This is a genomic window from Kitasatospora sp. NPDC032757 (genome assembly GCF_055579305.1).
This window is the reverse complement of the sequence record NZ_JBVINN010000005.1, coordinates 1-12,134: the sequence shown is the minus strand read 5'-3', so window position 1 is coordinate 12,134 and position 12,134 is coordinate 1. Positions and strand designations below refer to the sequence as shown.

Sequence of the window (12,134 nt, the reverse complement as noted above, 5' to 3'; positions counted from 1 at the left end):
TGGGCGGCGCTTTCGGGTGACGCTTGCGGGTGGGCGGCGCGTACTGCGCCGCCCACCCGGGAGCGGTCGGACCGGGAGGCCGGACCGGACGTCAGGCCAGGAGGTCGGACTGGAGGGTGACGACCTGGCGGAAGGCGGCGGTGGGGACGCCCTTGGGGTTGGTCATGGTGACGACGCCGACGAGGTCACCGGCCGACAGGTAGGCCACCCGGCCGGTGGGGCCGGCACCGGCACCGGTGGCCGGGGTCTCGCGGGTGGCGAGGTCGACGCCGGAGACCGAGTCCCAGCCCTGGGTGGGGCCGGTCCTGAGGCCGGGGATGTCCTTAGGGTCGCCGTTGGCACGGAGATCGGCGAAGACGTCCCAGGCCTCGGCGGACGCGCCGAAGGCGAGCAGGCGGACCTGGGTGCGGGTGCCGTCGGTGGCGGTCCACTCCCGGACGGCGGCGGCGCGGCAGGCGTTCTGCAGCAGCAGGGCGCGCAGCTTGGCCGGTTCCTTCTGCTCGCCGGCGAGGGCGTCGCAGGGCACCCAGTCGGCGGTGGGAGCGGCCGACGCGGAGCCGGCGGAGGCGGACCCGGCGGGCGTCGCGGACGAGGTGGCGCCCGGGCTCGCGGCGGTGGAGCCGGACGCGCCCGGCGACGCCGTCGCACCCGCCGTCGCGGTCGGGGGCATGGTCGGGGTCGGGAAGACCACCGGCCCGGCCGAACCGCCGGCCTCCTTGGGTGCGGGCAGGAGCAGGTACCGCAGGTCGGCGGCGTGGCGGCTCTTGCTCTCCCTGGGCACGGCCTTGCCGGAGGGCAGCGGCGGCAGCGCCAGGGCAGGGAAGGTGTAGCGGCCGTCGTTCTCGGTGGCCAGCCCGGGGACGTCCGTGCGGTCGGGCGTCGTCACGGCCACCGCGGCCCCGGTACCGGCCAGCGCGCAGACCAGGGCGGCGACGCCCCAGCGCACGGCCGCCCGGCGCCGGCGGGTGCGGCGGGCCGCGAGTTCCTCGGGGCTCAACGGCACCGCGAACACCTGCGGGACGGGGAACGCCTGCGGGTCGGGGGCGCCCCACGGGTCGGCGGGGGCGGTCCCGCCGGCCGCGGTGGCGGCCTCGGGCGCGGGTGGCGCGGGTGGTGCGAACGCGGCCGGGGGTGCGGCCGCCGGCGCGACGGGCGGTGGGACGGGCGGGCCCGCCGGCTCGTCGGCGGGAGTGGCCGCGCTGTCGTGCGGGGTGGCGTTGTCGGTCATGCGGACGCTCCCGGGGTGGCGAGGCGGTCGAGCTGCTGGGTGAAGAGGGCGACGATCCTGTCCTTGGGCAGCGGCGCCACACCCTCCGCCTCCATGACCACCAGGAGGTCGCCCTCGGCGGCCGAGCACTCCAGGTAGTCGATCGGCGCGGACGGCGGGGCGGGCATCAGGTAGCAGTGCGCCTCGGGGTGGTTCGGGATCGCGGGGCCGATGCGGAAGATCCCGGTGTCGCCCGTGAAGACGGCGGTGTACTCGTTCAGCTTCTGCACCTCCTGCTGGTTGAACTGGCGCAGCTTCATGCCGATGACCAGGTCGTCCGCCTTGGTCTTGTAGGTGCGGACCCCGGTGGCCTTGACGTGCAGGCCGTCCCAGTACTGACGGAGCTTCTCCTGCTTGTCCTTGGGGATCTGCTGGAGGCCGCTGTCCAGCTCGGCGGAGAGCTGGTCCGCGCTCAGCTCGACGTCGTTGCCGTAGCCGCCCTCGTCCGGGCCGAGCGCGTAGTCGGCCGGGACGGGCAGCAGCAGGTCGCGCAGGGAACCGAAGTGGTTGCCGTTGGACTTGGCGCCGAAGGGCGTGGGGGTGGCGGACGGGGCGGGCGCGGCCGTCGGCCCGGCGACGGTGACGGGCGCCGGGTCGTCGTACTGGGTCTTGATGATGCCGACGCCGATGACCACGCCGACCAGGGCGGCCGCCACGGTCGCGCCGGTGGCGCGGAGGAGGCGGCGGGAGGACGGGGCGGGGGCCGCCGGCGGCACGGGGGCCTCGACGGCGGGCGCCGCCACCGGGGCCGCGTCGGCGCGCGTCTGCTCGGGGGTCTCGGCGGGGGACGTCAGTACGGGCGCCTCGACCGCGGGCGTCTGCTCGGGGGGCGTGGCCCCGGTCACGGTGCTGTCGCTCATACCAGCCGCTCCCACTGCTGCTTGGCAATGCCCTTCACGACCTCGGGGTCCACCGACTGGGTGCCGAAGACCTTGATCTCCATCACCACCGTGCCGCGCTGCGCGAGGGCGGTGCCGAGGTAGTACTGCTCGGTGGTGTCGGCCCAGTACGAGGCCTGGCTGTCCACCTGGTAGCCGCCGTTGGCGTCGTCGGCGAACGGCTTGAGCCGGTAGCCGGACGCCCGGGACTTGGCCTCGGCGGCACGGTCGACCGAGTACTGGATGAGCGAGACCCGGACCTTCAGGCCGTCCTTCTGCCAGTCGACCTCGGCGGCGCGGCGGAACTCCTTGGAGTTCAGGCTCTTGAAGACCTCCGCCGACCGGCCGCTGTGCTCGGAGAGTTCGCCGACGGAGATCCAGCTCGGCGAGTCCGGGTAGTCGCCCCAGGCGGTGCTGCCGGTCGGGGCGGTCATCAGCAGCTTCCGCAGGTCGCCGTCGATGGCGAGCGGCTTCGGCGCGGCCGCGGCGGCGGCCGCCGCGTCCACCGGTGCGGCCGGGTAGGACGGCAGCGCGACCTGGATCGGCGGCAGCGGCGTCGGCGGGCGGCTCGCCTGGATCGCGTATCCGACGGCGCCGCCGACCACGGTGCCCAGCACCAGCCCGGACACCGCCAGCAGCACCGGCCGCGGACGGCGGGGGCGGCGCACGGGCGCGGGGGCCTCGGCGGGCGGGAAGGCGGAGGCCTCGGCCGGGACGACGGTGGGGGGCTCGGCAGCGGACGGCTCAGGGGACGGCACAACGGACGGTACGGCGGACGGTTCGGCGGCGGGCGCGGGCGGCGGGACGGCCGGCGCGGCGGGCGTGGCCGGCGGAGGCGCGTCGGCGGGCGACGGCTCCACGGATTCGGTGGTCACGGAGTGGCTCCAGAAAGGGAAAGGTGACGTCGGGCGTGAGCGGCGGCGGGACTCAGCCGCCGGAGGACAGCCACTCGCGCTGGCGCTTCATCAGCTCGCTCAGCAGTGCCTTGTCCGGAGTGCCCTTCACATCGACGTCGATCGTGTACTGCACGTCGCCCTGGCTGGAGATTCCGGTCATCGAGCCGGTGTAGGCCTGCTGCTTGGGCTTGTGCACGTAGCCGTGGGCGTTGGGGTCCCCGTCGATGGCGATCGGGTCCAGCTTCATCGTGTAGTTGCGGGCGAAGTCGCCCGCCTGCCCGGTCGATCCGAAGTGCAGCAGGGTGACCGTGACCTCGGCCTTGCCGTCGGCCGTGCGGTACGTCCGGCTGGCGGCGTCCTTGTACCCGTAGGAGCCGAGGATGCGCATGATGCCGTCCTGGTTGCCGAAGTTCGCGGCCACCTCGTCGTCGGTCATCGTCATGCCGTCGGCCGGCCCGTAGGACTCGCCGCCGTCGGGGATCGGGAGCAGGAAGTAGCGCAGGTCGCCGTCGTGCTTGCCGCCGCTGACGCTGCCCTTGACCGTGCTGGCCGGCTTGGGCGCGGGCGGGGCGGTGGTCGGCGCGACGGTGGGCGTGGCCGAGGCGGTGGCGGTAGCGGTGGCGGAGGGCGACGCGCTCGGGCTCGCACTGGGGCTGACACCGGGCGAGGCGCCGGCCGCTCCGGCGACGACGGCGGGCCGGGCGTCCGGCTTGCCGACGGCCACGGTGACGGCGGCACTGGTCGCCGTCACGGCGAGCAGGCCTGCGGTGGCCAGAGCGACGCCGACCGCGCGCGGCAGCTTCCGCGCGGGCGCGGCGCCCCCGTCGGGCGCGGGCGCCGGCACGGCTTCGGGCCCGACCGGCGCGGGCGCCGGGGCGTACGGACCGCCCTCGGCCACCGTTGCGGAAACCGCACCGGAATCGGGTGCGACATCAGTTTTCTCGAATGACGGCCCCTTTGCCGGATCAGCGGCAGGCGGCACGTTTTCGGGCGCGGACAAGGAACTCCCCCCGGGACATGTGGAATGTCGCGTACGGGCCCCTTGCAGGCCACCCCCCGTGGCTCCCAGGCCGACCGTCACGCGTCTCAGCAGGAATTATGAGAGCCGGTCCACACCCGTGCCAACAAAGTTAATCACCGCACTCCCCCGCATGATCGACTAATCGGACACGCCGTGATCGAACCGCAATGGGCGGGCCGGCTCCCCCGCCGACCCGCCCCCGCGCCGCACCGGGTCACCCGGCTCGCACCGCGCCGCGCCGCGCCGCGTTCCCGGTCCGGCTGTGGACTCCCCGCCCCCGCTCAGGAGTGGGCGCGCTCGGTGACCTCGACGACCTTGCCGGAGGAGTCGATCGCGATCTTGTAGTCCCCGCCCGAGCAGGGGTAGAAGCCCTTGGTCGCGGTCGGGTCCGCGAGGCACTCGCCGATGTGCTTCACCAGGTCGGCGACGTTGACGTCCTTCGGCGGCGCCAGGACCGAGTTCAGGTGCCCCTTGGCGGTGGGCGCGAACGGCGCGCTCTTGTCGGCCCCGGTCGGCTCGAAGACGACGTCGTTGACGCCGCACGCCGTCTTGGTGTCCTTGTAGACCAGCGTGGTCGTCGTCGTCCCCTTCGCCGGGTAGACCCACTTCTGGCCCGCCGGCAGCGGCGTGGCATCACAGAACCCCTCCGGCCCGTCGCTCGCCCCGCCCGAGGGCTTGGCCGTCCCGGTGGGCTTGCCGGTCGTGCCGCCGGGCTTGCCGGTCGTGCCACCGGTCGGCGCCGCGGTACCGGTGGCGGCCGGCGCGGTCGTCGCCGCGGCCGTGGCGGCCGGCGCGCTGCCACCCGCCTGGTCGGAGGAGTTGTCCGGCCCGCAGGCGGTGAGCCCGAGCGCGGCCGTGGCGACCAGCCCGGCGCCGAGGAGCCGCTGGGCGGTGGTCATTCCCTGGAAAGCAGACATGCTGAAGAAACCCCCGTTTAACGCATGATCAGATTGTTAGGTGCGGCGGAAAGACTAGCGCCTCCCCCCGTCACCGCTCCGCCCCTTCGCACGACGGTCGGCTACCGTGAGCCTTGGCGGGGCAGGGGGTCCCGCCCGTGGACAACGTTCCGGGGGGAACGCAGGCCCAGCCCCTGGCCTGGCCTCAGAGCAAGGGCAACGGACGGGCGATCGTGTCGCTTCGTCTCTCCCTGCGTCTGGCCGGACGGAACCAGGCCGCCCGGTTAGGGCCCGGGTGTGGGCCTCCGGGGGCTGCACCGCTCCAGGATCAGTGCCCGCGGTCCGACGCCCGGTGCTCGTAGGCGGCCCGAGCCGCGTTCACGTCGTTGATGTACCGCTCTGCCCAGTCCCGGACCGCGCCGAGTGGGGCCTCCAACGTCAGCCCCAGTTCGGTGAGACGGTACTCGACCTTGGGCGGCACGGTCGGATGGACGGTGCGGCTGACGAGTCCGTCGCGTTCCAGGCTCCGCAGGGTCTGCGTGAGCATCTTCTCGCTGATGCCGTCGACGGTCTCGCGCAGCTCGCTGAAGCGCAGCGTTCCGTCCGCCAGGGCGCCGACGATCAGCGCGGTCCACTTGTCGGCGATCCGGTCCAGGGCCGCGCGGGACGGACAGGGCGCGCTGTAGGTGTCGGCCGGCTTGCCGTCCGGCAGCCAGGCCAAGACCCGGCCGGGGGTTCCCGGCCGGGGACGGGCGGTACGGGGGGCGGGCATGCTCGTACGCTAGTCCACCGCCGGTGCCGCGAGGGGTGCCGGCCCGTCGCCGCTACCCCGCTGCAACGGCGGCGGGACCGCCGGCCCAGGTCCGCCGCAGCGCAGGAGGGATGACCCGCCCGAAAACGTGACCGGCGAAGTGACCTCCGGCCAGGAGTGTGTCCCCGTCCTCGAGTTCCCTGAGGAGCCGAGCGCGGGTGCGCAGGCCCTGCTCGGGATCGTCGTCGAACACGCACGTCCACTGATCCTGGGTGATCTGCACCTGGCAGTGCATGACGTCGCCGAGGATGATCAGGCGCCGGTTGTCGGCACCGGACGGATCCGTGACGATCAGACTGCTGTGACCCGGCGTGTGCCCGGGCGTCGACAGGATCCGCACGCCGGGCGCGATCTCCTCGCCGTCCACGACGAACGCGACGACGCCCTCGAGCGGGGCCTGCACCGACTTCGCATCCGGTCCGGGAAACGCCCCCCGCCCTTCCCAGTGCCGCCACTCCGCCTCGCTCACCAGGTGCCGGGCCTCGTGGAACGTCAGGCCGCCGACCTCCCGGCCGTCAGGGAAGTGCGGCGCCGGAGCGACGTCGCTGGTCCACCCGACGTGGTCGTGGTGCAGGTGGGTGTAGACGACGGCGTCCACATCGGCGGGTGAGAGGCCCTCCGCGGCCAGACTCCTCACCAGCGCACCCGCCTTGAAGGAGGCCACGTCGGGAATCGCGAAGTCGACGGCACCAAGGCCCAGGTCGACAAGGACGGACCGCCCGCCGGCGCGGATCAGGAACGAACCGATGCTGACCGGGAACCGGCCGTGCTCGTCCAGGAACTCCGAATGCGTCGCCCAACCGTCCGGCATGCTGCAGGGAAAGAAGGCGGCCGGATCGAGCCATCCCTCTCCGTCGGGCAGGTAGGTCACCGTCGTCTCGCCGATGGCGATCTGGGCGCGAAGCGCGGGCTGAACCACAGTTCTCTCCTCCAGGCTGGCACGCTCGGCGCGGCCGGAAAGGCGCACCGTTCGCTACTGACTATTGGAGAGCGGCAACACGTGGGGAAGTACGCACTTGCAAGTGCGTCCCCACCGCGTCCGCAAGGTCCCGCGGCAGTTCGAAGGCCGGAAGCCGGGGCCCGGGAGGGATCGGTCCCGCCCTGGCGGCGGCCGCGACGGCGACCGGGCGGACCCGCCTCGGAACCCTCGTCACCTCGGTCGAGCCTCGTTCACCCGTCGTGGTCTGACCTGCGAGAACACACTGCGGACGGTCCCTGGCGGGCCCACTCGGGAAGAGCCGCGGCAGGCCGCCACGGCGTTCGCTGCTCCCAGCAGCAGCTCCGCGCTTGGCGGAGTCGAGCCGGGGCTTCGGTGGCGATCCGCTCGAAGACGGCGAGGTTGTTCTCGAAGATCGAGTCGTGCACCGGCCGGTGCCGCACGACCTCGTCGATGCCCAGTTCCTGGTAGGTGGGGGTGCACGGCCCCTGGGCGCGCGAGCCTCTTCGATGTCCGGGGCCCGCTCCGCCCGCCGGCGCGGGCGGAGCGGGGCTGCCGTTCAGGAGCCGAGGCGGTTCAGTGCTGCGGCAACGATGCCTTCGACGTAGGTCGGGGCGTCGGTGGGCCGGCCGGTGAGCTCGACGATGGCGACCCTGGTGCCGCTGCGCAGGACCGCGACCCCGCCGCTGACGGTGTTGTCGCCGTTGTAGGCCGGGTACCAGCGGGCGGCGCCGCCGGTGACGGTCAGGGTGTGGGCCGCGCCGTAGTACCAGTGGCCGGCCGGCTCGTCCTGGCAGTCCTGAACGAGCGCGACGAGCTGCTTCTCCCAGGCGTCGGCCGCGGTCACGGTGGGGGCGCTCGCAGCCGACTCGGTCAGTCGGCCGTCGGTGTCGAAGGTCCAGGTCACGGACGCGTACGCGGTGGCCTTGTCCTTGGTCAGGTCGCGCATCGTCTCCTCGCCGGAGCACGCGGACAGCCCCTGGCGTCCGGTCAGCGCAACGGTCGCGCCGACCGGGTTAAGGCCCTGCTGGAAGTCCTCGCTCTGGACGAGGTCGGCGGAGCCGAGTCCGGGCGCGGCGACCGCAGCCGGGTGGGCGGCGGTGACCGGGTGGGCGGCGGCCGCGGTGCGGGGAGCGGCGTTGTGCGCGGCCCCGTCGGCGGTGGCCGACTGGGTGCCGACGACGCTGGCCGTGATCAGTGCGGCGGCGAAGCAGGCCGCGGCGGCGACCCGGTTGCGGCGAACGGACTTCTGCTGGACGGCCTGGTTCTCGGTCATCTGGTCCCCCTGCTGGTCGGGACGCCTGCTGCGTCCTCGTACAACCGGGGAGATGCCGCCGGAGAAGGGAAAGTTGGAGCCCTGACCGGCTGTTTCACAGCTGTGACAGAGCGGTCCTGACGACGCGGTCCATCGCGGCCGTCCCCAGGCAGGCATCGACCTCCAGCACCCCGTAGTGGGTGCCGCTGCGCAGCACGGCGATGCCGCCGCAGGGTTCCTTGCCCTCGGGCGCCGTACCGGTGGTGTTGAGGGATCCCTGGTAGGCGCCCATCCAGCTCGCGGTGACGTCCGGGGCGAGCCGCACCGTCGTGGTCCTTCCGTAGACCCAGTGCCCTGGCACCGCCTCCTGGCAGGGCACCTCCTCCAGCAGCAGGCGGTCGGCGAAGTTCTGCGCCAGGGAGGGGCTCCGGGTCTCGGCGGCGACCTCGCGGGCGACCTGGTCGACGTGGGCGGCGGCCAGCGTGGGGTCGTCCGGGGAGGTGCGGGTGCCGGTCATCAGTCCGCGGAAGTGGGCACCGGGCCCGCCCAGGGTCTGGGTGAGGGTCTTCTCGCCGGAGCAGGCCGCGTTGGCGTAGGCCCCGTCGCCGTACCGGTCGGTGACGTGGATCTGCCCGATGCCGACGTCCGGGCTGAAGGCCGCGGGTCCCAGAAGGTTCGCGGCCGTCACCGGCCCGGTCGCACCGGTCGGCGAGGCGGAGCCGGAGCCGGAGCCGGAGCCGGAGGCCGAGGACGCGGGCGTCGGGACGGACACGCCGGGCGTCGCATGAGCGGACGCGCCCGGGGATGCCCCGCCGACCGCGGCACCCGGCCGCGCTGCCGGGTGCGCGGTGGCGCCGGGGGGCGGTGGCAGGACGAATCGGCCGGTCGCCAGCCCGAGCGCGGCGGCTGCCACGAGGGCGGCGACGGCGGATCGGGGCCGGACGACGGCGTGGCCGCCGCCCGCCGCGGGACCGCCGTTCACAGACCGGTGACCAGGCGCTCGCGCATGAAGCGGCGGGCCTGGTGGATACGGTCCTTGACCGTGCCCAGCGGGGCGTCCAGCTCCTCGGCCACCTGGACGTAGGTCAGGTCGCCCAGGTCGCGCAGCACGAAGGACTCCACCAGGGTGGGGTGCTGCTGCTCCAGCGCGGCCAGCGCCTCCATCAGGTCGAGCCGGGTCCCGGCGATGACGCTGGTGGTGCGCGGGTCGACGGACTCGGGGAGGTCGGCGTGGCTGTCCTCGGCGCGCCGGCGCATCGAGCGGTAGGTGGACCGGGCGGCGTTCGAGGCGATCACCGTCACCCAGCCCAGGAAGGAGCCGTGGCCGCCGTACTCGCCCAGGTGCGTGCTGACGGACAGCAGCGTGTCCTGCGCGGCCTCCTCCGCATCGGCGTGGTGGGGCAGGAAGCGCGAGCAGCGACGCAGCACCACCGGCCGCAGCTTGGCCAGCAGGTACTCCATCGACCCCGAATCCCCTGCCTGAGCAGCCGCCACGAGCCGTTCCAGCTCACCTTCCTCGAACACCCGGACCCCCCGTTTCGTCCCGTCTGGCATCCGACCCGTCGAACGGGAGTTCCGCACTCCCCCCGACTCCGGCAGAATGCTGCCACATGCACAAGCTCGGCCGTTACCTCCTCCTGGAGCGGCTCGGAGCCGGCTCCTTCGCGACGGTCTGGAAGGCCTACGATCCGGAGCTCGACACCGAGGTCGCGGTGAAGGTGCTGGCCGAGAACTGGGCCGCCAACGCCGATGTGCGCGAGCGGTTCCTGGCGGAGGCGAGGCTGCTGCGCCGGATCGCCAGCCCGCGGGTGGTCCGGGTGCACGACGTCGGGGTGCAGGAGGACCGGCCCTACTTCGTCATGGACCACGTACGCGGCGGCACCCTGGCGGACCGGGTCGGGCAGTGCGACCCGCAGGAGGCGCTGCGGCTGGCCGCGGAGGCGGGCTACGCGGTCCAGGTCCTGCACGAGGCGGGCGTGGTGCACCGCGACGTCAAGCCGTCCAACCTGCTGCTCGCCACCGGCCCTGCGCCCGCCGCGGTGCTGGTGGCGGATCTGGGCAGCGCGAAGCAGCTGGCCGACGCATCCGGGCTGACGGTGACCACGGGCACGCCCGCGTACATGGCACCGGAACAGGCCTTCCAGACCGGCGGGGTCGACGGGAGAGCCGACGTGTACGCGCTGGCCGTCGTGGCCTACGAGCTGCTGACCGGGCAGAAGCCGTTCGGCCCGGGCGGACGCGCCACAGCCCTGATGACCGACCAGGCGACCGCCTCGACGCTGCCGGCACTCCCAGCCGGAGCGGAGCTCCCACCGAACGTCGCCCTGCTGCTACGGACCGCGATGTCCGTCGAGCCGGCGGACCGACCGCCGACCGCCCAGGCCTTCGCAGACGCGCTGCTGGCTCCGGTCCCGCAGTCCCAGCCCCCAGGGCCTGCCCGGGAAGGCCCCGGGTGGTTGACCCCGCGCGCGGTCTGTCTGGCGTCGGGCACGGTGTTCACGGCGACGACCCTGCTGAGCTGGCTGCAGCGTTGAATCCGACAGGGAGCCGGTCCGCACCGGCGGTCGTGTCCTGGAGAGGAATCCGGCCGCAAACGCGTGAGGATCCCGGTCCTGTTCGTCACCTACGACCACCTCTCCTGGCGGTCCTTCCGGGACGAGCCCTGGTCCGGCTCGGTGCCGACCCTGACGGCGGCCGCGACGGCGACCGAGCGGATCCGCCTCGGCACCCTCGTCACCTCGGTCAATCCTCTTTCACCCATCGCATGCTGACCTGCGGGAACACCGATCGAGAGGGTTCGAGTCCCGCTCGGGCTCAGATTGCGATGAGCCGTACGCGGGTGCCGCAGAGCTTGGCCATGTCGTCGACGTCCGAGGTGAGCATGGCCACCGGCCCCGGCTGCCGCAGCGCCATCTCTGCCACAGTCGCGTCGATCGCGACCTTGTGCCCGTGCAGTCCGGCCTGCTTCAGCAGCCTGGCCGAGGCCCTTGCGGCCTGATCGGTGACCGCCTCCACCTTGACTCGGGAGAGTGTCCAGTTCAGCCGGGCTTCGTTCACACGGGCGTGCGTGACTTCCACGATCGTGTTCGCGCCGACCACGAAGTCGGCTCCCATGGCGTGGAAGACCTGAAGCATCGCCAACACGCCGCGGTCCTGTGTGATCCACGAGGACAGTCCCTCGGAGTCCAACACGACCGTCTCGAAGCGTTCGGTCACGCGGCGCTCGCCGAACCCGCCGACCCGGCGGAGCCGATGATCCTGGCATGCGCCTCCAGCAGCTCCTCATCGGTGAACGCGCCCTGCTCATCCTGGTAGCGGCGAAGATCGTCCGCGAGCAGCTGGTGCCGAATCTGGCGGGCTACTGCCTCCGCGACATACCCGGAGACGTTGTCGGTGAGCTTTCTGAGCTCGTCCACCTGTTCCGTCGGGAGAGTGACGGTGATGCGCGTGGTCGCTGCCATAAAAAGAGCATACTCCGGTATGCACCTTAGTGGCAGGCTGTTCGGGACATAGGGTCGGGTTCATGCGACTGAGCACGGTGATCCTCCCCATCCACCGGTGGAGCGAGGCCCAGAAGACCTGGCGGCGGGCCGAGGACCTCGGCTTCGACGCTGCCTACACCTACGACCACCTCTCCTGGCGGTCGTTCCGGGACGAGCCCTGGTTCGGGTCGGTCCCGACCCTGACGGCGGCCGCGACGGCGACCGAGCGGATCCGCCTCGGCACCCTCGTCACCTCAGTCAATCCTTTTTCACCTATCGCATGCTTCCCCGCGATGTTCCGCGGGTTCAGCCCCTGATGCCACTACCCCTGTGAGCCGGCGGGCCAGAACTTGGGCGGGGCGCTGGCAGGATCCACAATCCGCAAGCGGCTCTGCTGGGACGGGTCGACCGCATTCAGCGAGATCAGGCGCTGGCCGTCTGCCTGGTCGAGTTCGGCCAAGGCATGGGGCAGGCCGGCGCACACAGTGGCGATAGCTGCGCCGAGACCCACCAGCCCGCCGTGCTTGTGGTTCTGGCGGTACTCGATGCGATGCAGACCCGACTCGGCGATGGCGACTACCTCGAGTGGGCGGCTAACTGATCGTTTCAGAATGACTTTCGAAGGCGTCGGAGGCAGATGATGCTGCAGGCGAGGTCGAGTAGTCCCTGGTGGAGATCGGCGCGTCGCTCG

13 protein-coding genes and 3 pseudogenes are annotated in these 12,134 nt (G+C 72.8%); 3 read left to right on the top strand and 13 right to left on the bottom strand.

What is annotated here, in order from left to right:
• Nucleotides 1-91: 91 nt before the first annotated feature.
• From ACZ5WK_RS09750 to ACZ5WK_RS09705, 10 genes are all read right to left on the bottom strand, one after another.
• The gene (locus tag ACZ5WK_RS09750) at nucleotides 92-1,228 is read right to left on the bottom strand and encodes a hypothetical protein (RefSeq protein ID WP_465546635.1); all 1,137 of its coding nucleotides are present in this window, start codon (nucleotides 1,226-1,228) and stop codon (nucleotides 92-94) included.
• On the bottom strand, nucleotides 1,225-2,127 hold the full coding sequence (locus ACZ5WK_RS09745; protein ID WP_465546634.1) for a hypothetical protein: 903 nt from the start codon (nucleotides 2,125-2,127) through the stop codon (nucleotides 1,225-1,227). The genes ACZ5WK_RS09750 and ACZ5WK_RS09745 overlap by 4 nt, the downstream gene beginning before the upstream one ends.
• The gene (locus ACZ5WK_RS09740) at nucleotides 2,124-3,020 is read right to left on the bottom strand and encodes a hypothetical protein (RefSeq protein ID WP_465546633.1); all 897 of its coding nucleotides are present in this window, start codon (nucleotides 3,018-3,020) and stop codon (nucleotides 2,124-2,126) included. The genes ACZ5WK_RS09745 and ACZ5WK_RS09740 overlap by 4 nt, the downstream gene beginning before the upstream one ends.
• A gap of 52 nt (nucleotides 3,021-3,072) precedes the next feature.
• On the bottom strand, nucleotides 3,073-3,939 hold the full coding sequence (locus ACZ5WK_RS09735; RefSeq protein WP_465546632.1) for a hypothetical protein: 867 nt from the start codon (nucleotides 3,937-3,939) through the stop codon (nucleotides 3,073-3,075).
• 404 nt (nucleotides 3,940-4,343) lie between these two features.
• On the bottom strand, nucleotides 4,344-4,979 hold the full coding sequence (locus ACZ5WK_RS09730; protein ID WP_465546630.1) for a hypothetical protein: 636 nt from the start codon (nucleotides 4,977-4,979) through the stop codon (nucleotides 4,344-4,346).
• A gap of 307 nt (nucleotides 4,980-5,286) precedes the next feature.
• Nucleotides 5,287-5,730 (bottom strand): winged helix-turn-helix transcriptional regulator, encoded by a 444-nt coding sequence (locus ACZ5WK_RS09725; RefSeq protein ID WP_465546628.1) that lies wholly within the window; start codon nucleotides 5,728-5,730, stop codon nucleotides 5,287-5,289.
• Between the two features lie 52 nt (nucleotides 5,731-5,782).
• The gene (locus ACZ5WK_RS09720; RefSeq protein WP_465546626.1) at nucleotides 5,783-6,688 is read right to left on the bottom strand and encodes an MBL fold metallo-hydrolase; all 906 of its coding nucleotides are present in this window, start codon (nucleotides 6,686-6,688) and stop codon (nucleotides 5,783-5,785) included.
• Nucleotides 6,689-7,265: 577 nt separating this feature from the next.
• Complete coding sequence (locus tag ACZ5WK_RS09715; protein WP_465546625.1) at nucleotides 7,266-7,982, bottom strand: hypothetical protein; 717 nt, start codon at nucleotides 7,980-7,982, stop codon at nucleotides 7,266-7,268.
• A gap of 94 nt (nucleotides 7,983-8,076) precedes the next feature.
• Complete coding sequence (locus tag ACZ5WK_RS09710; RefSeq protein WP_465546623.1) at nucleotides 8,077-8,733, bottom strand: hypothetical protein; 657 nt, start codon at nucleotides 8,731-8,733, stop codon at nucleotides 8,077-8,079.
• Between the two features lie 206 nt (nucleotides 8,734-8,939).
• Entirely contained in the window at nucleotides 8,940-9,422 is a 483-nt protein-coding gene (locus tag ACZ5WK_RS09705) for an RNA polymerase sigma factor (protein ID WP_465546621.1), read from the bottom strand.
• A gap of 149 nt (nucleotides 9,423-9,571) precedes the next feature.
• Between ACZ5WK_RS09705 and ACZ5WK_RS09700 the strand changes: the two genes are divergently transcribed.
• Nucleotides 9,572-10,495, top strand: a complete 924-nt coding sequence (locus ACZ5WK_RS09700; RefSeq protein WP_465546619.1) for a serine/threonine-protein kinase — start codon at nucleotides 9,572-9,574, stop codon at nucleotides 10,493-10,495.
• An 87-nt stretch (nucleotides 10,496-10,582) separates the two neighbouring features.
• Nucleotides 10,583-10,723, top strand: a pseudogene (locus ACZ5WK_RS09695) (LLM class flavin-dependent oxidoreductase); the annotation flags it as partial.
• A 52-nt stretch (nucleotides 10,724-10,775) separates the two neighbouring features.
• On the opposite strand, the gene ACZ5WK_RS09690 reads toward ACZ5WK_RS09695, so the two are convergent.
• Nucleotides 10,776-11,177, bottom strand: a complete 402-nt coding sequence (locus ACZ5WK_RS09690) for a DNA-binding protein (RefSeq protein ID WP_465546617.1) — start codon at nucleotides 11,175-11,177, stop codon at nucleotides 10,776-10,778.
• Nucleotides 11,174-11,422, bottom strand: a complete 249-nt coding sequence (locus ACZ5WK_RS09685) for a hypothetical protein (RefSeq protein ID WP_465546615.1) — start codon at nucleotides 11,420-11,422, stop codon at nucleotides 11,174-11,176. Before ACZ5WK_RS09685 ends, ACZ5WK_RS09690 begins: the two co-directional genes overlap by 4 nt.
• A gap of 62 nt (nucleotides 11,423-11,484) precedes the next feature.
• On the opposite strand from ACZ5WK_RS09685, the pseudogene ACZ5WK_RS09680 reads away from it, so the two are divergent.
• A pseudogene (locus ACZ5WK_RS09680) lies at nucleotides 11,485-11,721 on the top strand (LLM class flavin-dependent oxidoreductase); the annotation flags it as partial.
• Nucleotides 11,722-11,765: 44 nt separating this feature from the next.
• On the opposite strand, the pseudogene ACZ5WK_RS09675 reads toward ACZ5WK_RS09680, so the two are convergent.
• Nucleotides 11,766-12,134, bottom strand: a pseudogene (locus ACZ5WK_RS09675) (hypothetical protein); the annotation flags it as partial.